27 protein-coding genes, 1 tRNA gene and 2 pseudogenes are annotated in these 24,210 nt (G+C 61.9%); 18 read left to right on the top strand and 12 right to left on the bottom strand.

The window, feature by feature from the left end; all coding sequences use genetic code 11:
- Positions 1-194: 194 nt before the first annotated feature.
- Together ACFQT0_RS24015 and ACFQT0_RS24020 are read right to left on the bottom strand one after the other, a co-directional pair.
- Positions 195-995 (bottom strand): FAD-binding oxidoreductase, encoded by an 801-nt coding sequence (locus ACFQT0_RS24015; RefSeq protein ID WP_380206124.1) that lies wholly within the window; start codon positions 993-995, stop codon positions 195-197.
- A gap of 108 nt (positions 996-1,103) precedes the next feature.
- Positions 1,104-1,603 (bottom strand): annotated as a pseudogene (locus ACFQT0_RS24020) (FAD-binding oxidoreductase); the annotation flags it as partial.
- Positions 1,604-1,692: 89 nt separating this feature from the next.
- Here ACFQT0_RS24020 and ACFQT0_RS24025 point away from each other — a divergent pair.
- From ACFQT0_RS24025 to ACFQT0_RS24070, 11 genes and pseudogenes are all read left to right on the top strand, one after another.
- Positions 1,693-2,151 carry a C40 family peptidase gene (locus ACFQT0_RS24025; RefSeq protein WP_380205557.1) on the top strand — a complete coding sequence of 153 codons (459 nt, stop codon included), beginning with the start codon at positions 1,693-1,695 and terminating at the stop codon, positions 2,149-2,151.
- Positions 2,139-2,276, top strand: coding sequence for a hypothetical protein (locus ACFQT0_RS24030; RefSeq protein ID WP_380205558.1), 138 nt, complete (start codon positions 2,139-2,141; stop codon positions 2,274-2,276). The genes ACFQT0_RS24025 and ACFQT0_RS24030 overlap by 13 nt, the downstream gene beginning before the upstream one ends.
- A 186-nt stretch (positions 2,277-2,462) precedes the next feature.
- Entirely contained in the window at positions 2,463-2,807 is a 345-nt protein-coding gene (locus ACFQT0_RS24035) for a carboxypeptidase-like regulatory domain-containing protein (RefSeq protein ID WP_380205559.1), read from the top strand.
- A complete protein-coding gene (locus tag ACFQT0_RS24040) occupies positions 2,791-2,997 on the top strand; it encodes a hypothetical protein (protein ID WP_380205560.1) in 207 nt (68 codons plus the stop codon). Before ACFQT0_RS24035 ends, ACFQT0_RS24040 begins: the two co-directional genes overlap by 17 nt.
- A 119-nt stretch (positions 2,998-3,116) precedes the next feature.
- Positions 3,117-3,821, top strand: coding sequence for a hypothetical protein (locus ACFQT0_RS24045; RefSeq protein WP_380205561.1), 705 nt, complete (start codon positions 3,117-3,119; stop codon positions 3,819-3,821).
- Positions 3,822-3,844: 23 nt separating this feature from the next.
- Positions 3,845-4,117, top strand: coding sequence for a hypothetical protein (locus ACFQT0_RS24050; protein WP_380205562.1), 273 nt, complete (start codon positions 3,845-3,847; stop codon positions 4,115-4,117).
- 8 nt (positions 4,118-4,125) lie between these two features.
- Entirely contained in the window at positions 4,126-5,403 is a 1,278-nt protein-coding gene (locus ACFQT0_RS24055; RefSeq protein ID WP_380205563.1) for a hypothetical protein, read from the top strand.
- 470 nt (positions 5,404-5,873) lie between these two features.
- A complete protein-coding gene (locus ACFQT0_RS24060; RefSeq protein ID WP_380205564.1) occupies positions 5,874-6,848 on the top strand; it encodes a TonB-dependent receptor in 975 nt (324 codons plus the stop codon).
- Positions 6,849-6,942: 94 nt separating this feature from the next.
- Positions 6,943-7,467: pseudogene (locus ACFQT0_RS31755) on the top strand (TonB-dependent receptor); the annotation flags it as partial.
- 55 nt (positions 7,468-7,522) lie between these two features.
- A complete protein-coding gene (locus ACFQT0_RS24065; RefSeq protein WP_380205565.1) occupies positions 7,523-9,409 on the top strand; it encodes a hypothetical protein in 1,887 nt (628 codons plus the stop codon).
- A gap of 88 nt (positions 9,410-9,497) precedes the next feature.
- Positions 9,498-9,571, top strand: a tRNA-Ala gene (locus ACFQT0_RS24070).
- 164 nt (positions 9,572-9,735) lie between these two features.
- On the opposite strand, the gene cysK is transcribed toward ACFQT0_RS24070, so the two are convergent.
- The 4 genes from cysK to ACFQT0_RS24090 form a co-directional block, all read right to left on the bottom strand.
- A complete protein-coding gene (cysK, locus tag ACFQT0_RS24075) occupies positions 9,736-10,659 on the bottom strand; it encodes a cysteine synthase A (RefSeq protein WP_380205567.1) in 924 nt (307 codons plus the stop codon).
- A gap of 95 nt (positions 10,660-10,754) precedes the next feature.
- Positions 10,755-11,231, bottom strand: coding sequence for a serine O-acetyltransferase (locus ACFQT0_RS24080; RefSeq protein WP_380205568.1), 477 nt, complete (start codon positions 11,229-11,231; stop codon positions 10,755-10,757).
- Positions 11,171-11,401 (bottom strand): hypothetical protein, encoded by a 231-nt coding sequence (locus ACFQT0_RS24085; RefSeq protein WP_380205569.1) that lies wholly within the window; start codon positions 11,399-11,401, stop codon positions 11,171-11,173. The genes ACFQT0_RS24080 and ACFQT0_RS24085 overlap by 61 nt, the downstream gene beginning before the upstream one ends.
- Positions 11,402-11,452: 51 nt before the next feature.
- The gene (locus ACFQT0_RS24090) at positions 11,453-11,608 is read right to left on the bottom strand and encodes a hypothetical protein (protein WP_380205570.1); all 156 of its coding nucleotides are present in this window, start codon (positions 11,606-11,608) and stop codon (positions 11,453-11,455) included.
- Between the two features lie 182 nt (positions 11,609-11,790).
- Between ACFQT0_RS24090 and ACFQT0_RS24095 the strand changes: the two genes are divergently transcribed.
- Both ACFQT0_RS24095 and ACFQT0_RS24100 read left to right on the top strand, forming a co-directional pair.
- On the top strand, positions 11,791-12,129 hold the full coding sequence (locus tag ACFQT0_RS24095) for a cupin domain-containing protein (protein ID WP_380205571.1): 339 nt from the start codon (positions 11,791-11,793) through the stop codon (positions 12,127-12,129).
- 441 nt (positions 12,130-12,570) lie between these two features.
- Complete coding sequence (locus ACFQT0_RS24100; RefSeq protein WP_380205572.1) at positions 12,571-13,551, top strand: aldo/keto reductase; 981 nt, start codon at positions 12,571-12,573, stop codon at positions 13,549-13,551.
- A gap of 59 nt (positions 13,552-13,610) precedes the next feature.
- On the opposite strand, the gene ACFQT0_RS24105 is transcribed toward ACFQT0_RS24100, so the two are convergent.
- From ACFQT0_RS24105 to ACFQT0_RS24125, 5 genes are all read right to left on the bottom strand, one after another.
- The gene (locus tag ACFQT0_RS24105; protein ID WP_380205573.1) at positions 13,611-14,420 is read right to left on the bottom strand and encodes a mechanosensitive ion channel family protein; all 810 of its coding nucleotides are present in this window, start codon (positions 14,418-14,420) and stop codon (positions 13,611-13,613) included.
- 74 nt (positions 14,421-14,494) lie between these two features.
- Positions 14,495-15,562, bottom strand: coding sequence for a peptidylprolyl isomerase (locus ACFQT0_RS24110; RefSeq protein WP_380205574.1), 1,068 nt, complete (start codon positions 15,560-15,562; stop codon positions 14,495-14,497).
- A complete protein-coding gene (locus ACFQT0_RS24115; protein WP_380205575.1) occupies positions 15,466-16,518 on the bottom strand; it encodes a HEAT repeat domain-containing protein in 1,053 nt (350 codons plus the stop codon). The genes ACFQT0_RS24110 and ACFQT0_RS24115 overlap by 97 nt, the downstream gene beginning before the upstream one ends.
- 35 nt (positions 16,519-16,553) lie before the next feature.
- A complete protein-coding gene (locus ACFQT0_RS24120; RefSeq protein WP_380206125.1) occupies positions 16,554-17,402 on the bottom strand; it encodes a glycosyltransferase family protein in 849 nt (282 codons plus the stop codon).
- Positions 17,386-17,682, bottom strand: coding sequence for a glycosyltransferase family protein (locus tag ACFQT0_RS24125; RefSeq protein WP_380205576.1), 297 nt, complete (start codon positions 17,680-17,682; stop codon positions 17,386-17,388). The genes ACFQT0_RS24120 and ACFQT0_RS24125 overlap by 17 nt, the downstream gene beginning before the upstream one ends.
- A gap of 172 nt (positions 17,683-17,854) precedes the next feature.
- Between ACFQT0_RS24125 and ACFQT0_RS24130 the strand changes: the two genes are divergently transcribed.
- The 5 genes from ACFQT0_RS24130 to ACFQT0_RS24150 all read left to right on the top strand — a co-directional run bounded on the left by ACFQT0_RS24130 (position 17,855) and on the right by ACFQT0_RS24150 (position 23,500).
- Positions 17,855-18,784 carry a hypothetical protein gene (locus ACFQT0_RS24130; protein WP_380205577.1) on the top strand — a complete coding sequence of 310 codons (930 nt, stop codon included), beginning with the start codon at positions 17,855-17,857 and terminating at the stop codon, positions 18,782-18,784.
- A 108-nt stretch (positions 18,785-18,892) separates the two neighbouring features.
- Positions 18,893-19,369: a nucleoside deaminase gene (locus ACFQT0_RS24135; RefSeq protein WP_380205578.1), complete on the top strand. Its 477-nt coding sequence runs from the start codon at positions 18,893-18,895 to the stop codon at positions 19,367-19,369.
- 123 nt (positions 19,370-19,492) lie between these two features.
- Positions 19,493-20,635, top strand: coding sequence for a 2Fe-2S iron-sulfur cluster-binding protein (locus ACFQT0_RS24140; RefSeq protein WP_380205579.1), 1,143 nt, complete (start codon positions 19,493-19,495; stop codon positions 20,633-20,635).
- Positions 20,598-21,029, top strand: a complete 432-nt coding sequence (locus tag ACFQT0_RS24145) for a hypothetical protein (RefSeq protein WP_380205580.1) — start codon at positions 20,598-20,600, stop codon at positions 21,027-21,029. The genes ACFQT0_RS24140 and ACFQT0_RS24145 overlap by 38 nt, the downstream gene beginning before the upstream one ends.
- Before the next feature lie 158 nt (positions 21,030-21,187).
- Entirely contained in the window at positions 21,188-23,500 is a 2,313-nt protein-coding gene (locus ACFQT0_RS24150; protein ID WP_380205581.1) for a xanthine dehydrogenase molybdopterin binding subunit, read from the top strand.
- Here the strand turns inward: ACFQT0_RS24150 and ACFQT0_RS24155 are convergent.
- Entirely contained in the window at positions 23,481-24,167 is a 687-nt protein-coding gene (locus tag ACFQT0_RS24155; RefSeq protein ID WP_380205582.1) for an amidohydrolase family protein, read from the bottom strand. The genes ACFQT0_RS24150 and ACFQT0_RS24155 overlap by 20 nt on opposite strands.
- Positions 24,168-24,210: the final 43 nt, after the last annotated feature.

Below are 24,210 nucleotides of genomic sequence, written 5' to 3' on the forward strand. Positions count from 1 at the left end.
CATTGAGGCGGCACCTCACCCCCGGCCCCTCTCCAAAAGAGAGGGGAGCCACGGCACAAGGGTTAGCTCAATTTCTACCAACAAAAAGCCTTGGCTCAATATTGGGCCAAGGCTTTTCCTATTCATTGAATTGACATCAGGCTCCCCTCTCTTTTGGAGAGGGGCCGGGGTGAGGTTCCCCGCCACGAAACCACTTAGAAAATCTTCCCCGGATTCAGAATCCCTTTCGGGTCAAACACGCTTTTGATGCCGCGCATCAGGTTGAGGTTGGTTTCGGCCAGAGCGATGCCGATATAGCCTTTCTGTACCAGCCCAATGCCGTGCTCACCGGAAATGGTACCGCCAAGCTTTACACACAGCTCAAATATTTCGGTGATGGGCTGGCGCAGGCCCACGTTCCACATGTCGTCGTCGAGGTCGCCGCGGATGATGTTGACGTGTAGGTTGCCGTCGCCGGCGTGGCCGTAGCAAACGCTTTTGAAGCCGTAGCGGGCCCCGATTTCCTTTACGCCCTTCAGGAGCGTGGGCAGTTCGGCGCGGGGCACCACGGTGTCTTCTTCCTTGTACACCGAGTTGTAGCGCACCGAATTGCCGATGTTGCGGCGGATTTTCCAGAGTTCGTCTTTCTGCGTGGCGTTGTCGGCCAGCAGGATTTCGCCCACGTCGTACTTCTCGAGCACTTCATATACCTGCTCGGCTTCCTTATAGAGCTGTTCCAGGTCCTGGCCATCCAGTTCAATTAGTAAGTGGGCCTTGATGTCTTCAGGCAGCGTGAGCGGAATATTCAGGTAATCGGAAGACCAGGCAATGGCCTCGCGCTCCATAAATTCCATGCCCGAGGGGATGATACCTGCCCGAAACACGGCCGAAACCGCATCGGCCGCCTGCTCCTCCTGCCGAAAGGGCACCAGCATCAGAATATTCTGCTGCGGAAAGGGCAAGAGCCGGAACACCACCTGCGTGATGATACCCAGCGTGCCCTCGGAGCCTACCATGAGTTGCGTGAGGTTGTAGCCCGTGGAGTTTTTCAGGGTGTTGGCAGCCGTCCAGATGATTTCGCCGGTGGGCAGCACCACTTGCAGGTTGAGCACGTAGTCGCGGGTGGTGCCGTATTTCACGGCTTTGGGGCCGCCGCTGCTGTGGGCCAGGTTGCCGCCCAAAAGCAGCTGCCTTTGCTGGCCGGGTCGGGCGGGTAAAACAGTCCAACTTCCTTCACGGCGTTCTGGAAGGCCTCGTTTACCACGCCGGGCTCCACGGTGGCCTGCAGGTTGCGCTCGTCAATCTGAATGATTTTGTTGAGCCGCTCGGTGCTCAGCACCACGCCGTGGTGAATGGGCAGGGCGCCGCCGCTCAGGCCCGTGCCGGCGCCCCGGGGCGTGACGGGAATGCTGCGCTCGTGGCACAGGCGCATGATTTGGCTGATTTCCTGGGCATCGGCCGGGCGTAGCACCACGTCCGGCGCAAAGTGCAGGTCTTCGGTGTGGTCGCGGCCGTAGCCGGCGTACACGTCGGCCTCGGCGCGCTGGGCGGTAAGCACGTGCGCGGGGCCGACAATGGCCTCAAACTCGACAATTAATTCAGGGGTCAGGGCGTTGAATTGCATCTGCGGATAAACTGGACAGGCCGCACAAACTATATTTGCAGCCAATGGGGAGGGTGACAACGAAGATACTACCGCTACTGCTGCTGGCTTTGCTCTGGCTGGCGAGCTGCCAGCGCAAGCTCAATTACCGCGACGGGCAGTACCGTTCGGCCCGCGAAATGGTTCGGCTCAAGAAGGCCGGCCGCTACGCCCGCCCCGCCGGCAAGTCCAAAGTGGTGGGCCGGGCCCCGAGCGGCGGCAAAACCAAGGTGGTGACCAAACGCCCCGTGCGCCGGGGCAGCGCCACCGGCACCCTGGCTAGCGTGATAGAAACGGCCCGCTCCTACCAAGGCACGCCGTACCTCTACGGGGGCACTACCCGCCTGGGCCTCGACTGCTCGGGCCTGCTGCAGCTTTCGTTCAACCAGGCCGGGGTCAGCATTCCGCGCTCGTCCAACGAACAGGCCGTGTGGGGCATCCCCATCCGGGCCACGGAGCTCCAACCCGGCGATTTGGTTTTTTCGGGGGCTCGCCCGGCAGCCGCACCATCACCCACGTGGGCCTGGTGACGGTAGTAGACGAAGAAGGGGTTGACTTTATTCATGCTTCTACCTCGCTGGGAGTGGTAGAAAACAGCTTGGAATCTGACTACTACCTAAGCCGGTTTATTCGGGCCGTGAGGCCCCAATTGTGAAATATGCCTGCTACCTTTGCGGCATAATCGGTCCGGTGTGCGGATTCCGATGAATAGTAAAATTACTGTAATGCCAGCCTCGCTACGCTGGCGTTATCTTTGCCCCGCTTTCATCAAGCTCACAATTTCCACCAACCCTTTTTTATGAATAATTTACGTTTACGCCACGTATTATTGTTGGCGTTGATGCTCTTCACCGCCCGCCTGGGCTGGAGCCAGGGCTCCACCACGGCGGCCATGAACGGCACCATCACCGACAAAGACGGTGCGGGCCTGCCGGGCGCCACGGTTATCGCCGTGCACACGCCCACCAACACGCAGTACGTAGCGCCGACCAACTCCGACGGCCGCTTCAACATTCAGGGCATGCGCGTAGGCGGTCCGTACACGGTACGGGTAACTTTCGTAGGTTTTAAGGACGTGACCCGGAACGACATCAACCTGACCCTGGGCCAGAGCTTGCGTTTCGACCAGAAATTGAGCGACGCCACCACCGAGCCTGGCCGAAGTAGTGGTGACGCAACAGCGTGACCGCGTTATCAACTCGAGCCGCACCGGCGCCGAGACCAGCGTGAGCCGCGAGCAGATTAACCGTCTGCCCACCCTGAGCCGCTCGCTGACCGACTTCACGCGCCTGACTCCTCAGGCTGGCGGCGCCGGCGCTCGTCGTTCGGTGGTTCTAACAACCGCTACAACAACATCACCATCGACGGCGCGGTAAACAACGACGTATTCGGTCTTGCCGGCTCGGGCACTCCCGGCGGCCAGGCTGGCACCAACCCCATCGCCCTCGACGCCATCGACCAGATTCAGGTAGTATTGGCGCCTTACGACGTCACGATGGGCAACTTCACCGGCGGTGGCGTGAATGCCATTACCCGCTCGGGCTCCAACGACCTGTCTGCTTCTATCTACGGCTTTGGCCGTAACCAGAACACCATCGGCAAAAGCGTAACCGAACCCCGCACCAAAGCCGCTGACTTCTACAACTACCAGACCGGCTTCCGGGTAGGTGGTGCCGTGGTTAAAGACAAGGTGTTCTTCTTCCTGAACGGCGAGATTGCCCGCAACGCTACGCCGCTGGCCTTCACGCCCGGCAGCCCCGAATCGCGCGTGACCATCGCCAACGTGCAGCGCATTGCCGCCGCCGCCAACACCGACCTCTACGGTCGCTACGACGTGGGCTCCTACGGCGACATCACGGCTCGCACCGAAAGCAACAAGATTTTCGGCCGCCTGGACTTCAACCTTTCCGAGAACAACACCCTGACGCTGCGTCACAACTACGTAGATGCCTTCGACGACAACATCGGCCGGACGTCGAACAACTTCCGTTTTGGCAACAACGCTTACAAGTTCAGCAACAAAACCAACAGCACCGTTGCCGAATTGAACTCGCGCTTCTTGGGCGGTTTCTCCAACAAGCTCATCCTGACTTACACCGCTATCCGCGACTCGCGCGACGTAGTAGGCCAGGCCGGCCCGGCTTTCCAGATTGTTGACAACGGCATCACTTACAACCTGGGCCAGGACCGCACTCGGTAGCCAACCAACTCGACCAGGACATCGTGGAAGTAACCGACAACCTGACCAAGGCTTTCGGCAAGCACACCATCACCATCGGTACCCACAACGAAGGCTTCAAGTTCCGCAACCTGTTCCTCAACAACGGCGCCGGCTACTACACCTTCACCTCCATCGCCAACTTCGAGCAGGGCAAAGCCACGAGCGTAACGTCGAGCTACCCCACCGCCGACAAAGGCGAGGCTAAATTCAAAGCTGCTCAGGCCTGGGCTTCTACGCTCAGGACGAGTACACCCCCATCGAGAGCCTGCGCCTGACCTACGGCGTGCGCGTTGATGTTCCTTTGTTCCTGGACAAGCCCGGCAACAACACGGCTTTCAACACGTTTGAATCGGCCAGCCGCCCCGGCTTCGGCAGCGAGTACAAAACCACCAACACCCCCAACGGCCAGTTGCTGTTCTCGCCCCGCCTGGGCTTCAACTGGGACGTAAACAACGACGCCAAAGTGCAGCTGCGCGGTGGTACCGGCATCTTCTCGGGCCGCGTTCCCTTCGTGTGGATTTCGAACAGCTACACCAACAGCGGCATGATTCAGGGCGGCGTGAGCCAGACAGCTCCTAACACCACCCCGCCTTCGTTCCTGCCTTCTATTCCGCTCACGCCGGCTGAGATTCAGCGCGTGTACACCTCGGCTCCTTACGCCCCGGTAGCTACTTCGCAGATTAACCTGGCCCGCAACGACTTCAAGCTGCCGCAGGTATGGCGCTCGAACCTGGCCGTGGACTTCCGTCTGCCCGGCGACGTGGTAGCCACCCTGGAAGGCATCTACTCGAAGACCCTCAACGACATCTACTACAAAGACATCAACCTGACCGCTCCCGTAGGCCGCCTGGCCGGTCCCGACCAGCGCCCGGTGTACGCCACCACCACGGCTGCTCGTCGCATCGATGCCCGCTACACCAACGTGTACCTGCTCGACAACACCAGCAAGGGCTACCGCTACAACGGTACCTTCCAGCTGCAGAAGCGTTTCGACAACGGCCTGAACGCTACCACCGCCTACACCTACGGCCAGTCGAAGGAAATCAACAGCGGCTCGAGCAGCACGGCTTCGTCGAACTACGGCTTCAACCAGGTGATGGCCGACCCCAACAATCCTGGTGGGCTACTCGCGCAACGACCAGCGCCACCGCGTGATTGCCAGCGCCGGCTACACCCTGCGCTACGCCAACGACGCGCTGTCGACTTCCTTCACCATGTTCTACGAAGGCCGTTCGGGCTCGCCCATTGCGTACATCTACGGCCAGGGCCGCGACGTGAACAACGACGGCAACTCCGGCAACGACCTGCTCTACATCCCCCGCGATGTGCGCAACCCCAACGAAATCAAGCTGACCCAGACCAGCGGTACCACGGATACCCGCACCTTGGCTCAGATTCAGGACCAGCTCGATGCCTTCATCGAGAACGACCCGTACCTGCGCAGCCACCGCGGCCAGGTAGCCGAGCGTTTTGCTGCCCGCCTGCCCTGGACGCACCAAATCGACCTGCGTGTTGCCCAGAACTTCAACTTCCTGGCCGGTGGCAAGAAAAACAGTGTTGAGGTAACGTTCGACGTCCAGAACATTGGCAACCTGCTCAACAACGCCTGGGGCCGTCAGTACTCGGTAGCCAACAACGCCGTTGAGCTGCTCCGCATGGAAACCACCGGTGCCGGTGTGCAGCCGACCTTCTCGTTCCCGAGCAGCTTCGCTACCACCAACCGTGCTTACGACTACTCGCCCTTCTTCTCGCGCTGGCAGGGCCAGCTGGGCGTACGCTACAGCTTCAACTAATAGCTTAGCATAACCTCAGCGAACCGTTCTAAATGGGCAGGGATTTTTCCCTGCCCATTTTTTTGCCCAATTTCAAAAGGTTACCCAATAAGAGTGTCCCGATTAAATGGTAAATTAGGCTTAACACCGGGCTTCCCAACCTAGTATTACCTTTGTTCTGAGTTTGCTCACACTCACCATTTCCCACCAACCTTTTTGTATGAATCATTTACGTTTACGCTACTTGTTCTTACTAGCGATGATGCTCTTTACGGCCCGCCTGGGCTGGAGCCAGGGCGCCACCACGGCCGCCATGAGCGGCGTCATCACCGATAAAGACGGCGTGGGCCTGCCCGGGGCCACGGTTATCGCCGTGCACACGCCCACCAACACGCAGTACGTCACGCCCACCAACGCCGAAGGCCGCTTCAACATCCAGAACATGCGGGTGGGGCCTTATAACGTGAAGGTGACTTTCGTAGGGTACAAAGACCTGAACCGCACCGACGTGAACCTGACGCTGGGCCAGAACCTGCGCTTCGACCAGCGACTGACCGATGCCACCACGGAGCTGACGGAAGTGACCATCAGCGGCCGCCGCGACCCCATTATGAACGCCGACCACACCGGCGCCAGCACCACCATCCAGCGCGAAACCATCGAGCGCCTGCCCACGCTGAACCGCTCGTTTGACGACTTTACGCGTCTGACGCCGCAGGCCAGCGGCAGCGGCGGCTTTGCCGGCCGCAACGGCGGCTTCAACAACGTCACCATCGACGGCGCCATCTTCAACAACTCCTTTGGTCTGTCTTCGACCGTGGGCGGCCAGGCCAACGCCCAGCCCATCTCGCTCGACGCCATCGAGCAAATCCAGGTAAGCATCGCCCCCTACGACGTGCGCCAGGGCTCGTTTACCGGCGCCGGCATCAACGCCGTGACCCGTAGCGGCTCGAACAAGTTCACCGGCTCGGTGTACGGCTTCTACCGCAACCAGGACTTGGTAGGCAGCAAAGTGGCCGACATCACGTCGGACTATCCCAAGTTTAACCTAAAGAACTACGGCTTCCGCGTGGGCGGGCCCATCATCAAGGACAAGCTGTTCTTCTTCCTCAATGCTGAAGAAGAGAACCGCGTAGACCCGCCAGCGGGCAACTTCACGGCCAACCGTTCGGCCACGCCTCCCCCGCAAACTCCACCGTTTCGCGCGCTTCCTACACCGACCTCACCAACCTGAGCAACTTCCTGCAGAGCAAGTACAACTACAACGCCGGCCCGTTCGAAAACTATGAGCAACGCTCGTTCAGCCGCAAGGCCACGGCCAAGCTGGACTGGAACATCACTCAAGCCACCGCCTGAGCCTGAAGTACAACTACCTGAAGTCGTACCGCGACGTGAACCCTTCCAATTCGGGCTCCATCAGCAACAGTGCTACGCGTGCCCAGACCCAGTTTGGCCTGCCCTTCTTCTCGTCGTACTACACCATCAACAACAACCTGAACTCGGTGATTGCTGAATTGAACAGCACCTTCGGTTCGAAGTATTCCAACAACCTGACCGCCGGCGTTTCGGCCTTCCGCGACTTTCGCGAAAGCCCCGGCGGAGGCAGCTTTCCGCTGGTTGACATCGGCGACGCCACCGGCCGCTCGGCCCCCAACGCCGGCCCCACGGCTGCCAACACCCTCACTTCGTTTGGCTACGAGCCCTTCTCGGCCTTCAACATCCTGAACTCGGACGTATACCAGATTGGCGACAACTTCACGGCCTACATGGGCAAGCACAACGTGACGGTGGGCACCTACAACGAGCTGTACAAGTTCTCGAACGGCTTTGCCCCGAACTACTACGGCGGCTACGCCTTCAACAGCCTCGACGACTTCTACGCCTCGGCCCGCACTGCCGAAGCTCCCAATGGCTACATCCTCGACGCCAACCGCAACCCGATTCCGGCGCCCTCTACCAACCAGCCCGGCCTGCCCAACCGCTACCAGCCTGCAGTACTCGGCCCTGCCCGGCGGCTTCCCCTTCGGCGTGACCAAGGCAGCTCAATTCGGCTTGTACGCCCAGGATGAGTGGTCGCCCCGCAACAACCTGAAGGTGACCATTGGCCTGCGCGGCGACGTGCCGGTGATTTTCTCCGACATCGAGCGCAACGTGAACGTGGCCAACTTGACCTTCCGCAACAACGTGCGCATCGAGACCGACCGCCTGCCCAAGTCGCGCGTTCTGCTCTCGCCTCGCATCGGCGTAAACTGGGACGTGAACGACGACCGCAAAACCCAGGTGCGCGGCGGTACCGGCATCTTCACGGGCCGCGTGCCCTTTGTGTGGATTTCCAACCAGGCCAGCAACAACGGCGTGCAGTTTGGCTCGTTCAGCCGCTCCGGCGCTGCCGCGGCCGCGAACCCCTTCAGCCCGAATGTCGATGCTTACCGCCCCAACCCGAACGGCTCGACGCCGCTGGCCAACACCAGCTACAACCTGGCCGTGACCGACCCGAACTTCAAGTTCCCGCAGGTATGGCGCACCAACGTGGCCGTGGACCAGGAGCTCCTCGGCGGCATCATTGGTACGCTGGAGGCCCTGTATACCAAGGATGTGAACGCGGTATACCACCAGAACGTGAACCTGCCCAACCCGGTGCGCAACGCTTCGGGCGCCGATACCCGTCCGATTTACTACAACATCGGCGCCGCCGGCTCCAACGGCCTGGCTGCTACCACGGCCAACAACCGCATCTACGGCGGCCAGGGCGGTGCCTCGACCACCAACCCGAACATCTCGGACGCCATCCTGATGACCAACACCAGCAAGGGCTACTCCTACTCCATCACCGGCCAGTTGCAGAAGTCCTTCGAAGGCGGCCTATACCTGAACGCGGCTTACACCTACTCGGATTCGCGCTCGGTGAACGACGGCGGCTCTATTGCCCAGAGCATCTGGCGCGACCGCAGCGTGTCGGGCGAAACCAACGCCAACGTGTTGAGCTACTCGCAATTCCTGATTCAGCACCGCGTTATTGCTTCGGCGTCTTACAAGCGCGAGTACCTGGGCCACCTGGGCACTACGCTGTCCTTGTTCTTTGAAGCCTCGCCCGCCGGCCGCTACAGCTACCTCTACAGCGGCGACATGAACGGCGACAGCCAGAGCAACGACCTGATTTACGTGCCCCGCAGCCAAGGCGATATCCTGCTGCGCGACATCGCCATCCCCGCCAGCCAGGGCGGCGGCGTGTACACCGGCGCCCAGCAGTGGGCCGACCTCGACAAGTATATCTCGCAGGACCCCTACCTGAAGACCCGCCGCGGCGAGTACGCCGAGCGCAACGGCGCCGCGCGCCCCTGGCAGAACCGCCTGGACTTCCGCCTGCTGCAGGACGTGTTCACCAACATCGGCGAAAACCGCAACAACCTGCAGCTGAGCCTGGACATCTTCAACATCGGCAACCTGCTCAACTCCAACTGGGGCACGTTCCAGACGGCCAACCGCACCGGTCTGCTCTCGTTTGCGGGCTACACGGCCCAGGGCCAGCCGGCCTTCACCTACCCCTACCTCACCAACCCGAGCATCGTGACGCCGGCCAGCGGCAGCACGCCCGCCGTGGTTGCTCCGGGCAAGCCCTGGTGGAAACCTACCGCAAGGACACCGGCGGCCTGGGTTCGCGCTGGCAGGCCCAGGTGGGCATCCGCTACATCTTCAACTAAGCTTTTCGGGCTTATCGTAGCTCCAGAGAGGGCCGGAAGCAATTCCGGCCCTCTTTTTGTGCCTGATTGTTTGGCGCTTGCGTGGTTCTGCTAAAAAAGTGAGCCCCGGCCTTGCCAAATCGCAAACCAGCCGTACTTTTGTCGAACCAACGCGCAAATGGCACGGCGGTAAGCACAAACTCGGGGGATTAGCTCAGCTGGCTAGAGCGCTTGCATGGCATGCAAGAGGTCATCGGTTCGACTCCGATATTCTCCACTGAAGATGTGAATCAAACAAAACAGGCAGCTACGGTTCAAACCGAGGCTGCCTGTTTTGTTTTTAACCCGGTTGAGCAGCAGAATGAGTCTTAAGCTGAAACCGCTAAAAGCAAAAAGGCCGCCTTGCTGAGCAGGGCGGCCTTTTTATTGAGCTGATGTCCGTTACACAAACAGGCCGTCTACCGACAGGTACCGCTCGCCGGTATCGTAGCAGAAGGTGAGGACGCGGCCGCCCTGGGGCACGTCGGCCAGCTTCTGGGCCACAGCGGCCAGCGAAGCACCCGACGACACACCCACAAACAAGCCCTCTTCGCGCGCGGCGCGGCGGGTCATCTCATACGCGTCCTGGTGCGAAACCAGAATGGTGCCGTCGAGAACACTGGTGTGCAGATTCTCGGGGATGAAGCCGGCGCCGATGCCCTGGATGGGATGCGGGCCCGGGGCGCCTCCGCTGATGACCGGTGAAGCTTCCGGCTCAACCGCGAAGGTTTTCATGTTTGGGAAAAGGGGCTTGAGCACTTCGGTCACGGCCGTGATGTGGCCGCCGGTGCCCACGCCCGTGATGTGGAAATCGAAGCCCTCGGGAGCGTCGCGCAGGATTTCCTGGGCCGTGGTTTCGGCGTGAATCTGCAGGTTGGCGGGGTTGGAGAACTGCATGGGCATCCAGGCGCCGGGCGTGCTGGCCACAATGTCCTGGGCGCGCTCGATGGCGCCTTTCATGCCCTTTTCGCGGGGCGTGAGCTCCAGGGTGGCCCCGTAGGCCGCCATGAGGCGGCGGCGCTCGATGCTCATGCTCTCGGGCATTACCAGGGTGAGCTTGTAGCCCTTCACGGCCGCTACCAGGGCCAGGCCCACGCCGGTGTTGCCGGAGGTGGGCTCCACAATGAGGCTGTCCTTGTTCAGAATACCATCTTTTTCGGCTTGGTTTATCATGGACAGGGCAATCCGGTCTTTGATGGAGCCGCCGGGGTTGGCGCGTTCGAGCTTCACCCACACCTCCACATCGGGGCGAACGGTGGCGAACAGGCGGTTGAGGCGCACGAGCGGGGTGTTGCCGATGGTGTCGAGGATGGTATTGGCTTTCATATGTTGCGAGCTATTTCCTTATGTTTTTCAGCCTGAATGTAATACAGCAAACCGAAGGGTGCGCCTTCGGGCCGGCCACCAGGCCAAAATGAGGCTTATTTTTTATGAATTGTACTTAAATTGAGAACACCAGGCTCCGCGGCCGGGTCTACGCTGCGCGAAATCTGGATATGGGCGCGGTGGTAAACGCGGGAGTGCGAGGGTACGCTCTCGGTGAGCCAGACGTTGCCGCCAATGATGCTGTGGGCGCCCACCACGGTGCTCCCGCCCAGGATGGTGGCTCCTGCATAAATCACTACATGGTCTTCGATGGTGGGGTGGCGCTTGGTGCCCTGCAGGCCCTTGGTCACGCTAAGGGCGCCCAGCGTCACGCCCTGGTAAATCTGCACGTTGGCCCCAATGATGGCCGTTTCGCCGATGACGAGGCCCGTGCCGTGGTCGATACAAAAGGCCTGGCCGATTTGCGCGCCGGGGTGAATATCAATGCCGGTGCGCTGGTGGGCGTATTCGCTCAGCAGGCGGGGCAGGCGCGGCAGCCCGCGCTGGTGCAGGGCGTGGGCCAGCCGGTGCATAGCCGTGGCGTAAAACCCAGGATACGAGTGATGATTTCGCCCAGGCCTTTGGCGGCCGGGTCGCTGGCCAGAATGGCGCTGGCATCGCGGAGCAAAACCGAGCGCAGGGCCGGCAGCTGGTCGGCAAACTCATCGGCCAGCTCCGGCGCAGGGGCCGGCAGGGCGGGCACCTGGGCCAGCAGCGCGGCCAGGCTCGGACCGGAAGTGGTAGAGCTCGGAAGCTACGGCGTCGGCCGTGGGCAGGGCCGCTCGGCGCGGTGCGGGAAAAGCAGGGCCAGCAAGCCGTCGGCCAGCGCGCAAAAAGCCGCGCCGGGCAGGGCGTCGGGAACGGAGGCGTGGGCCTGAGCTAGCTCGGCAGCAAAAGAATCGGGAAGCACGGCAACAGGAAAAGGGAGCGAAAGAACCGAGGCAGTTAACCAAGTAGCCTAACGAAGGTTTCGGCTCGGACGGACAACGATGGGGCCAAATCGGCCGTTAAGCTGAGGCCCTGGCCCGGCGGTTTTGCCGGCTCAGGCCTCGGCCCAAAGCTACCCTTTCCTTCATTTTCCAACCAATCACCATGTCCGACACCACCATCACCAAAGTTGATTCGCGCTACTCGCCCAAGGGCGCCGACGGCGAAAAATACCTGGCTTCCGGCAAGCACGTAGCCATGCGCATGTGGGAAAACCAGCAGCCCGGCGAGGACAAAGAGCCCGCTGCCCGCGCCTACGAAACCGTGGGCTTCGTGCTAAGCGGCCGCGCCGAGCTGCACCTGGCCGGCCAGGTAGTTATCCTGGAGCAGGGCAACTCCTGGGTGGTGCCCAAAGGCGCCGAGCACAGCTATAAGATTCTGGAAAACTTCTCAGCGGTAGAGGCCACCTCGCCGCCCGCCCAGGTACACGGCCGCGAGGAGTAGCAGCATAATCATCTGCTGAGCAGCGCGTCGCACCAACAGAAGAACGTCCTGCTCATCTGGCGTCCGTGTCTCTTGTCATGCTAATCTGGCGTCCGCCTGCGAAGCATCTACTCACGGCTCAACGATTCGTGCTGACCTGATAAGATGCTTCGTGCCTCAGCATGGCAGATGATTGCGATTAGTATTGCGGTATAGATGCTTCGGCAAGCTCAGAATGACGTTCTAATCAATAGCTGTTGCTTGTTAGAATTTAATTAAAACGAACGTTATGCTGAGTGCAGCGAAGCATCTTTACCGCATCGCCTGGTTCCCCTCTCTTTTGGAGAGGGGCCGGGGTGAGGTTCCTCCGGCTGCGCTCTGCATGACGTTCTATTTCAACAGAAAAGTCTATCCGTTCTGTTGTAGTACACTTGCTTCCTCTTCTCCCCTATCCTCTTCCAAATGAAAACCCGTGAATTAGGCCGCACTGGCCAGCAAGTTTCTGCTCTCGGCTTGGGCTGCATGTCTATGGCTTCTGACTATGCCTATGGGCCCAGCGACGAGCAGGAATCCATTGCTACCCTGCACCGCGCCCTGGACCTGGGCGTGACGCTCTGGGACACGGCCGACGTCTACGGTTTTGGGGCGAACGAAGAGCTGCTGCGGCAGGTGCTGGTGCCCAACCGGGCGCGGGTATTTCTGGCTACCAAGTTTGGGTTTGTGGCCGATGGGCAGGGCGGCGCGCGCGTGGACGTGCGCCCCGAGCGCATTGCCGCGGCCTGCGACGCCAGCCTGCAGCGCCTGGGCATCGACACCATCGACCTGTATTATGCCCACCGCATCGACCCGGCCGTGCCGGTGGAGGAAATGGTAGGGGCCATGGCGGCGCTGGTGCAGGCCGGCAAAGTGCGGTATTTGGGGCTGTCCGAGGCGTCGGCGGCATCGCTGCGGCGGGCAGCGGCCACGCACCCCATTGCGGCGCTGCAGTCGGAGTACTCCATGTTTACCCGCGACGTGGAAGCGGAAATTCTGCCGGCCTGCCGGGCGTTGGGCGTGAGTTTGGTGCCCTTCTCGCCGTTGGGCCGCGGGCTGCTGACCAATCCCGGCCCGCAACTGGCCGCAAAGGACCTGCGGCGCAGCATGCCCCGCTTTGGCGAGGAAGTGGGCGACGCCAATGCTCCGCTCGTAGCCGGCCTGCACCAGGCGGCTACCGAAAAAGGCATCAGCACAGCTCAACTTGCCCTGGCGTGGCTGCTGGCGCAGGATGCCCACATCATTCCCATTCCGGGCACCAAGCGGCGGAAGTATCTGGAAGAAAACGCGGCCGCCGTTGAGGTTGAGTTGTCGGCCGCCGATACCCAGCGGCTGCAGGAGCTGCTGGCTGCCCATCCTGTAGTGGGAGCCCGCTACAGCGAAGGCGCCCTGAAGCTGGTGAACCGCTAGAATAGCAAGCTGCAGCTTCGGCTGGTTTTTAGCTCAACTCTTCCACGTCGCCTTCCCTATTAACCGGGCAGGTTGCGGATGTAGCTCACGGGTACGGGGCCGTTCACGCCCTGCTGGGCAAAGGCCCGTTGCAGCTGCTCGATGAGGCGGGCTTGGGCTGGGGCGTTCTGGCCGGCCAGCGTATAGGCCCGGAAGGCTACCGCCATGCCGCCCGGCTTGAGGGCGGTCACTACGACCTGTGGCGCGGGGTCTTTGAGGACCTGCTCATCGTTCAGCATCAGGGGTATGGCCCAGTTACGCAGGTCTTCGAGACTGGTGCTGTTGTCAACGTCGGCCAGCACCTCCACGAGGGCTTTGTTTTGGGCCGTCTTGTTTACGATGACGTTGTTGGACGTGGCCCCGTTGGGCAGAATGATGGTATCGCCCTGGAGCGTAACCAGAATCGTGTTGAAAATCTGGATTTCGCGCACCTCCCCCGATTTTCCTTGCGACTCGATGGTGTCGCCCACGATGTAGGGCTTGAAAATGAGGATGAGCACGCCGCCGGCAAAATTGGCGAGCGTGCCTTGCAGGGCCAGGCCCACCGCCAGGCCCGCCGCCCCCAGAATGGCCACAAACGAAGTGGTTTCGAAGCCCACCATGCCCGCCACCGACACCAGCAGCAGCACCTTCAGCACAATACTGGCCAGGCTGGTCAGAAACGTGCTCAGCGAAACGTCAAACCGCTTGGTGCCCCTGGCCAGCAGGCGCGTAACCCAGCTAATCAGCCACCAGCCCACCACCAGCGCCACTGCCGCCATGAGCAAGCGCGGCAAGTAAAGCACGACCATGGTTTGAAACTGCTGGGCGTAGGAGGTGATTTCGTTCATAACCTAAAATTTGATAATAAAGGACAATTACTGAGCGCTGCCAAAGCATACTCGCGTGACGCTGCTTCCGGCTTTTATTTTACCAGCTCAATTCCCAGAATCTGGTCGCCGATTTCGAGCTTGTGGGCCACGTCCATGCCGCCCACTACCTGAGCAAAGATGGGGTAGCGGCCGTCGAGGTGCGGCGTGGGCGTGTGGGTGATGAAGAATTGGCAGCTCTCGGTGTCTTTGCCGGCCGAGGCCAGGCCCACGCTGCCTTCTTCGTAGTGCAGGTCGCCGAATTCGGAGCGCAGGTTGTAGGGCGCGCTACCGTTGCCATCGCCGCGCGGGTCGCCGCCCTGGACTACGAAATTGGGCACCACGCGGTGGAAGTACAGGTTGTCGTAAAAGTGCTGGCCAATGAGCGTCACGAAGCTGGCCACGGCGCCGGGCGCTTCGTCGGGCTTCAGCTCCAGCAAAATAACGCCTTTGGATGTGCGCAGCCGCACTTGCTGGCCCAGCGGCACGCTCTGCACCACGGCCCAATCGATGGGGTGCTGCTGGGCGGTGGCCACGGGTGTGGGCGTGGGCTTGGGGGCTTTTTCGAGCTTGTCGAGGGCTTGCTGCAGGCCCTGCCACGCCTCGATTTCGCGGGGCAGCTGCAGCCTGGCTTGCGCCTGGCGCAGGGCGGCCAGGTCGGCGGGCTGGGTTTCGGGGTAAAGTTTGGGGTCGGTGAGGGCTTCGGCGGCGGTGCCGAGCTGGGCCACGTCGCCGCCGGCCAGGGCCTGGCGCATGGCCGCGGCAAAGTCGGCCTGTCGGGCAGCGGGGAAATCGGTCTGGCGGCGCATGGTGAGCAGCGCGCCCAGCGCATTGCCGGCCACCACCGGCGCCTGACCAGCCGCAAAGGCCTCAGCTTTCACGAGCTCAAACGAAGCTGGGTCTTCGGCCAGGGCCTGCAGCAGAAAGCTCTTTTCGTACACAGTGGGGGCTGCGGCGTAGCGTTTCCGAATCGTCTCGATGAGGCTGGGGCGGGCCGCGGGGCTGGCGTGGCGCACGGCGGCCTGCATCAGGGCCGCCCGCACCCGCGGCGAGGCCTGCTTGTTGCCGTCGGCCAGCGCTGCCAGCGCGGGGCCCGACTCCCCTTGGCATGGGCCAGCAACCACTCGGCGCCCGTGAGGGCCACCGGTGCCCGGTCGTGGCTCAGGGCATAAAAGACGGCTTTGCGGCTGGCAGAATACGTTTCGGCATCAAAAGGCAGGGCGCGAATCGCGCTGAGCCGCACCCGATAATCGGGGTCTTTGGTGGCAAGGCGCGCCAGTACTGCGGCCGGCGTAAGGCCGCCCGATGCAGCCGGAGCAGCGGGCGCGGCACCCACGGCCGGAGTAGTAGCCGTGGAAGCCGTGGCTGCCGCAACCGGAGTGGCGGCCAGCTTGCCGAGCGTAGTGGCCGCCGCGGCGCGCACAGCGTAAGACCGGTCTTTCTGCGCGACGCGGAGCAGGGTTTCCTGGGCCAAACGCGCCAAATCGGCATCGTAGCCGCGGGTGCGCGACAACCCCACTACCGCCAGGAGTCGGGCACGCACGGGTAACTTGGGCGAGTTCAGCACCAGCACCGTGCGGCGAATGCTTTCGGGCGAGATGAGGCCGCGCAGGGCGGCGCGGCTCAGGCCCAGGGCCAGGGCCGAGGCCCGCGCGGTGTCGTTTAGCGCTTCTACCCGCCATAGTTCGGGCAGCGTGCGGCGCGTAACCGTCCGGCCCAGGGCTTCGTGCACGTAGCGGCGCACCCCGGCGTGGGACTCTTTCAGTACGCGCACGCGCAGGCTGTCTACGGCGGTGCTGTCGCCGGTTTGGCCCAGGGCGTAGGCGGCGGCGCGGCGCACACTGGGCTCCACGTCGCGCAGCAGCGGAATCAGGCCGGGCACGGCCGCCGGCGACTGCACCGAAGCCAGGGCCAGGGCAGCTTCGCGGCGGTAGATGGGGTTGGCGTGGGTGAGGAAAGGCAGCAGTGCGGCGGTGTTGCGCTCGTCCTGCGCCGTGCCTATTTGCCGATTGATGGCGTCGTGGTACTTATTGTCGAGGTCGGCGCTGGGGCGGGGAGTGCGAACGCAGGCCGTGAGCAAAAGCAGCAGCGGCCAGAGGCGAAGGGAGCGAGTCATTAATGAGGCATGGGAAATGAGGGCACGACCGAGCTTTTCGCTTTTGAAGGGCGTGGCGTTGGGCTGGCATTGGCCGACAATAACGCCAACTCCGCATCAAGCCGGGCAAACAGCGCTTCGTTGCCCTGCTGCTGGTAGCTGGCCAGCGCGGTTTCAAACCCCGGCAGGCCGTAGAGGAAGGCCCGAAGGTTGTCGGCGGTGATGGCTTCAAAGTGCCGGCCGTAGCCCATTTGCTCTACCTGCGCGGCGTTGAGCCACTGCTCAAATTGAGCCGGAATGGGAATGGCGCAAATGGGCTTGTGCAGAAACACGGCCTCCGAAATCAGCGAGAAGCCGCCGTTGGTGACCACCGCCCGGGCGCTGGCCAAATCGGCAATAAAGCCAGCCTCCGAGAAAGCCCGCAGCTGCACGTTGCCGTGGTCTTCCTCTTTGTTGAAGCCGTACACGCGGAATTCCTGGTCGGGCAATTGCTGGAGCAGCGGCACCAGGTTTTGCTGGTTGGTGGCCGACTGATACACCAGCACGTGGCGGCCTTTGGTGGGCGGGGCCGCCAGGATTTCGGGCCGGATGATGGGCGGCACCAGCGTCGTATTCTCTTTGCTGAGCGGCAAATCGAAAAAGGTTGTGACGAAATACTGGCGGCTGCGCGGCAGCTTGGCCCGCACAATACTTTGGGCCATATTATAATTACCGCGCTCCGATTTCGGCACCGTTACATTTAATTTTGCGCGGTTGATAATCTGCATGTTATCGATGCTAATAATGGGCAGGCGCCGCATTTTAGCAAACAGATAACTGAACGACTCGAAATCGGAAATAATTAATTCCGGCTCAAAGTCGCAAAGCAGGCTCGCGGTATTTCAGGAAGTTGACGCGCAGGTCTTCCGGGGCGGTGCGCAGCGTGAGCACGGCGGTGCGGGCCTTGCTCACCGCCAGGCCTTTGTAGGCCAGGTGGAAGCCGCGGATTTCGTGTACCCGACCAGGAAACGCCTCGGCCAGCATCTTGTAGGCCCGGCTGCTGCTCACTACGCACACCTGGTGCCCCTGCTCAAGCAAATGGCCAATAACTACTTTGCTGCGAGTGGCATGGCCCAGGCCCTCGCCGGGCACTCCGTATAGGATGTTCATGAGCGCAAAGATGCGCGGCGGCGCCCATTGCAAGGCACGCGGCACAAGTCGCCAGTCGCCTGCGCCCGTTGTTTTACAGCTTAGCTTGCCGCAGCGCCATTTTTACCGCTTTACTTGCGGCTGTTTCGGCGCGATTTTCGTTTCTAGCGCCTTACTGCTAACCTTTGCTTCTATGAATATTTCTTTTCCGATGCGCTCCTTGCTGCGGCCGGCCGGCCTGCTGGCGGCGGCTTCCCTCCTGCTGGCTACTTCCTGCACCGCACCCCGCGCCATTGTGGCCACCGGCAAAGTCACGCCGCAGGGCGAGTTTCGGGCGGGCTACAACCTGGGCTTCAACGTGGCCACCTCGCCGCTGAGCAAGGCCACCTCGGCCCTGAAGGATGCCGCCAGCGCCGCCGCCCGCAAAGACACGGTGGGCTATGGCGGGGCCGTGACCAACCTGCAGGCGGCCGCCCTGGCCTACGTGCTCGACCCGGTGCAGCCCACTTCGGACCTGAGCATTCGCTACGGCATCGTGCCGCGCCTCGATGCCGGCTATAAATATGCGTTCGGCTCGCACGTGTTCGATGCGCAGTTTCAGCTGCTGGGCCCCACGGGCTCGCCCGAGAATCCCGGGGCCGGGGCTGCTTCCGGCACCACCTACGCCAGCATCGGCCTGCAGTTTGCCACGCAGCGCGCCAAGCTGCCCAGCATCCCCTTCCTGGGCGACATCAACGACGTGCTCAATTTCAAGGCCACGCGCAAAGACCTGCTGGTGCCGCTCATTTTCAGCCACTCGTTTGGGCCCGAGGAAGAAATTGGCGCCATCAGCTACGGCGTGGTGTATGCCCACAGCTGGGTGGGGTACGGCTTTGCGCCCAACAACGTGTATATCAACACCCAGAAGCTTCCGGCGCTGCTCAACCAAAGCCGCGACTTCTCCTCCTACGGCGGCTTCCTGAACGTCAAGTTGGGCTACAAGTACGTCTACGTCATCCCGGCGGTGTCTATTTTCTACCAGAACTACGGCGACTACGCCTTGCTCAACGGGGCCAACACCTCGCTTAGCGGCGTCACGTTTGTGCCTTCGCTGGGCTTCCAGCTGCGCATTCCCACCAAATAGAGCCGGTGCCGCTGTGCCGGGGCTGGGCAAGGGAAATACCACGCGGTTTTAACGTTCTTTGCAGCCCGTTTTTTCAACGGTATTATTAGCACTCAGAACCAACGCCTCATGGAAGCTCCCAACCCCGAATTCATGCGCGAAGCCATTCGCCTGTCCATCGAAAAAATGCAGGCCGGGCACGGCGGGCCCTTCGGCGCGGTGGTGGTGAAGGATGGCGAAATCATTGCCCGCGGCTTCAACCAGGTCACCAGCACCAACGACCCCACCTGCCACGCCGAAGTGGATGTTATTCGCAAGGCCTGCGCCGCGCTGGGCACTTTCCAGCTCGACGGCTGCGACCTCTACACCGCCTGCGAGCCCTGCCCCATGTGCCTGGGCGCCATCTACTGGGCTCGGCCGCGCCGCGTGTTCTACGGCAACACCAAGGCCGATGCGGCCGCCATTGGCTTCGACGACCAGTTTATCTACGAAGAGCTGGACCGCCCCATGGCCGACCGTAAATTGCCCATGACCCGCCTGCTGCGCGAAGAGGCCCTGGCCAGCTTCCAGGCCTGGGAACAGAAAGTGGGCAAAACAGAGTATTGATTTTTAGCTGTTAGCTTGTAGCTGATAGCTAATAGCCTTTTTATGGCTTCAGCAAACGGCTATCAGCTATCAGCTACAAGCTAACAGCTAACAGCTAACAGCTAACAGCTAACAGCTAAAAATATGATAGAATTTTACCTCAACGACCAGCCCATTCGCACCTCCGAACCGCCGGCTAGCGCGCTGCTCGATTTTGTGCGGTACCACGAACACCTCACGGGCACCAAAATCGGCTGCCGCGAGGGCGATTGCGGCGCCTGCACCGTGCTGGTGGGCGAGCTGGCCGCCGATGGCCAAACCGTGAACTACCAGAGCATGACCAGCTGCCTCACGCCGCTCGGCAATGCCCACGGCAAGCACATCGTGACGGTAGAAGGCATCAATGCGGCCGCGGGGCAGCTCACACCGGTGCAGCAGGCCATTGTAGAGGAAGGCGGGTCGCAGTGCGGCTTTTGCACGGTGGGCTTTGTGATGTCGCTCACCGGCCACAGCCTGAGCCAAAAGCCGGCCACCAGCCAAAGCACCATTGCGGCCATCGACGGCAACATTTGCCGCTGCACGGGCTACAAGTCTCTGGAGCGCGCGGCTGCCACCCTCACGGCTCAACTAGCCGACCGGCCCACTGAAAACGCCGTGGCCTGGCTCAGCGAGCAGCAATACGTGCCGGCTTACTTTGAAAGCATGCCCGCCAAGCTGGCTAGGTTGCGCACAGAAGCGGCTGCCTCCAAAGCCGCTGAAGAAACCAATACGACGGCTGGCAGCGGCGCAAGTACGGTTTCCGCCTCGCCCAGCGGCCCTACCGGGTACGGCCACGCGCAAAGCCAGAACGGCCATTCAAATAATTCACTCCGTCACTTAGTCACTCAGTCACTCATTGGAGGAGGCACGGACCTTATGGTGCAGCGCCTAGAGGAATTGCGCGAGCAGCCTGTGCGCCTAGTGTTCGACCAAGCCGGCCGGCGCGGCATCCACCAGGATGTAGGCCGCGTGGTGTTAGGCGCTGCCACCACGGCCAGCCACCTGCTCGAATCGGAGCTGATGCGCAGCCTGATTCCGCAGCTGCCGCAGTACCTGAAACTAGTGTCGAGCACGCCCATTCGCAACATGGGCACCGTGGCCGGCAACTTCATCAACGGCTCGCCCATCGGGGACCTGACCATTATGTTTCTGGCCCTGGGCGCCTATATAACCCTCGCCGACCCGGCCGGAAACACCCGCGAGCCTGGCCATGCCCGACTTGTACCTGGGCTACAAAAAGCTGGCTAAAACCCCCGACGAGCAGGTCACCGAAATCAGCTTCCCTGCTCCCCTGCCCGGCGACTGCTTCAACTTTGAAAAGGTCTCGAAGCGCACACACCTCGACATTGCCAGCGTGAACTCTGCCGCCTGGCTGCGGGTGGAAGGCGGCCTTATCCAAGCCGCGCGGTTTTCGGCCGGCGGCGTGGGACCGGTGCCGCTGTACCTGGCCCGCACCAGCGAGTTTCTGGTGGGTCGCGAGCTGTCGGCCGAAACCGTGGCCGCTGCCAATGAGGTGATGCAAACCGAAATCAGCCCAATTTCCGACGTGCGCGGCACGAGCGACTACAAGCGGCTGTTGTTGCGGCAGGCTGCTGCTGGCGCACTTCCTGCGGTTTGCGCCGGAGAAGTTGGCGCTGAGTGAATTAATTTAACTTTTAATCGCCGCCTAGCAGAACCTCACCCCCGGCCCCTCTCCAAAAGAGAGGGGAGACTGACGCCAGCGCATTTCCGATGCCCCCTCTCTTTTGGAGAGGGGGTCAGGGGTGAGGTTCCAAGCAGAACGACATTAAAGCAGACCCCATGAATCACCTCGACCCTCAGCGCCACGTGCGCGGCGAATCGCAGTACCTCGACGACGTGCCCACCCAGCAGGGCACGCTGTACGCGGCCGTATTCGAGAGCCCGCTGGCTCATGGCAAGCTGCTCAATCTGGACTTAAGTGCTGCTTTGGGCGCACCGGGCGTGGTGCGTATTCTCACCGCAACGGATATTCCGGGCTACAACCAGATTGGGGGCATAGTGCCCGATGAGCCGCTGCTGGCCGAGGGCCACGTGCATTTCCGGGGCCAACCGGTGGCGCTGGTGCTGGCCCGCACCGAGCACCAGGCTCACGCCGCGCTCAAGCTTATCAAGGCTGAAATTGAGCTGCTGCCCATCATTACCGACCCGCGGGTGGCAGCCGCCCAGGGCGAGCTGATTGTGCCGCCGCGCACCTTCAAGATTGGTGATTCAGAGGCCACCTGGGCTTCGTGTGCGCACGTGTTTGAGGGCGTGGCCGAGAGCGGTGGGCAGGAGCATTTGTACATCGAAACGCAGGGCGCCTACGCCTTTCCGACGGAAATGGGCGGCGTGCGCATCATCTCCTCGACCCAAGGCCCGACGGCCGTGCAGCGCCACACGGCCCACGTGCTCGGCCTGGGCATGCACCAGGTAGAAGTGGACGTAACGCGCCTCGGCGGCGGCTTTGGCGGCAAGGAAGACCAGGCCACGCCCTGGGGCGCACTGGCCGCTTTGGGAGCATTTTGCACCAAAAAGTCGGTGAAGCTGGTGCTCGACCGCATGGCCGACATGCGCATGACCGGAAAGCGCCACCCCTACTCGTCCGACTTCAAAATTGGGCTGGATGCCGACCTGAAAATTGTGGCCTACGAAGTCATATTCTTCCAGAACGCCGGTGCAGCCGCCGACCTCTCGCCGGCCGTGATGGAGCGCACCCTGTTCCACGCTACGAACGCCTACTTTGTGCCCAACGTGACGGCTACAGCCTACAGCTGCCGCACGAATTTGCCGCCGAACACGGCTTTCCGGGGCTTTGGTGGGCCACAGGGCATGTTTGTGATTGAGTCGGCCATTGCCAAAGCGGCCGAAGAACTGGGCGTTGCGCCCTGTGAGATTCAGCGCCGCAACCTGCTGCGCGAAGGCGACTTGTTTTCGTATCGCCAGCCGGCCGAAATGTGCCACGCCGAGCAAGCCTGGGACACTGCCGCGCAGCAATACAACCTGGCCGGTTTGCGAGCCGAGGTTGAGCTGTTCAATCAGCAGAACAAGCTGTTCAAGAAAGGTTTTGCTGTGATGCCCATCTGCTTCGGCATTTCGTTCACCAAAACGCCCATGAACCAGGCCCGCGCCCTAGTGCACATCTACTCCGATGGCTCAGTGGGCGTGAGCACCGGCGCCGTGGAAATGGGCCAGGGCGTGAACACCAAAATTGCCCACGTAGCCGCCCGCACCCTGGGCATCTCGGTGAACCGCGTGAAGGTAGAAAGCACCAACACCACCCGAGTGGCCAACACCTCCCCCAGCGCCGCCAGCGCCACCGCCGACCTCAACGGCAAAGCCACCGAAATGGCCTGCGCCGCCCTGCGCGAGCGGCTGCTGCGCCACGCCGAAGTGGAATACACGCTCAACTACGAGGGGCTCGAAATCCGCGACGAAGAAGTACTGGCCGCTGGAATCCCGGCCGAAACCAACTGGGAGAAGCTAGTGACCTCGGCATTCTGGAAGCGCGTGTGCCTGACCGAAAACGCCCACTACGCGACACCCGACCTACATTTCGACGCCACCACCAACCAAGGCTATCCGTTCGCCTACCACGTCTACGGCACGGCCTTCACCACCGTCACCGTCGACTGCCTGCGCGGTACTTACACCGTGGATGCCCTGCGCATTGCCCACGACTTCGGCCAGAGCTTCAACGAGGTAATTGACCGGGGCCAGATTGAGGGCGGCGCCGTGCAGGGCATCGGCTGGATGACCATGGAGGAAATTGCCTACAACGCCGAAGGCCGCCTGCTCAGCAACTCGCTCAACAGCTACAAAATCCCGGACATCTACGCCGCACCGGCCGTGCTCGACGTGCATTTCCTCGACACGCCCGGCCACCCCAAGGCCATTCTGCGCTCCAAGGCCGTAGGCGAGCCGCCGCTCATGTACGGCATCGGCACCTATTTCGCCCTGCGCGATGCCGTGCGGGCTTTCCAGCCCAATTCGGCCCTGCCTTTCTCGGCCCCGATGACGCCGGAAAAGGTCTTGGTGAGCTTGTACCCGGAGTTCTCGGCCAGCAACACGGCCTGGACTCCCGCGGCCGCAGTGGCTACTTCAGCTTCTTCTTAACCGGCATTGCTACCGGCTTTTTCACCGCACGCGGCGTTGCCTGACTGAGGGTGGCGCCGCGTTTTGCTTCGTACACCACCTTGCCGCCTACCATGGTCAGCTCGCTCACCGTGCCGGGCAAGGCCGGCAGCGGCACGGTGAAAATGTCCTGCGAGAGCACCGCCAAATCGGCCAGCTTGCCGGGTGCGAGGGTGCCTTTTTCCTTTTCCTGAAATTCGGCGTAGGCAGCGCCCGCGGTGTAGGCGCGCACGGCCTGCTCGCGGGTCAGTGCTTCTTTGGGGTCGGACAGGGTGGCGGCAAACAGGATATTCAGAAAGGGATTGGACGGGCCGTCCGACCCGAGGGCAAACGGCACGCCACCCTCCAGCAGCGAGCGAAACCCGGCCGGCAGTTGCGTGGCTGCGCCGTGCTGCCGGTCCATCGCGCTGATGTAGTGCGAAGGGTTTTGGACCACAACAATGCCCAATGCCTTGGCGCGGGGCTGCAAATCGGGAGCCAAGCCATCGCCGTGCTCGAAGCGCACGCGCTTGCGCCGCCAGGTGGCATCGTCGGCCAGCCTGGCCCATGAGGCGGAGCACCAGGCTGGCCGTGCTATCGCCCACCACGTGCAGCATGAGTTGGTCGGGGCTGCTGAGGGAAGCGCGCAAGAGAGCGCGCACGGTGTCAACGGGAAAGTTGAGCTGGCCGTACCAGCCGGGCCGGCCGGGGTA

This window comes from Hymenobacter humi (assembly GCF_042665855.1).
GTDB classification, from domain to species: domain Bacteria; phylum Bacteroidota; class Bacteroidia; order Cytophagales; family Hymenobacteraceae; genus Hymenobacter; species Hymenobacter humi.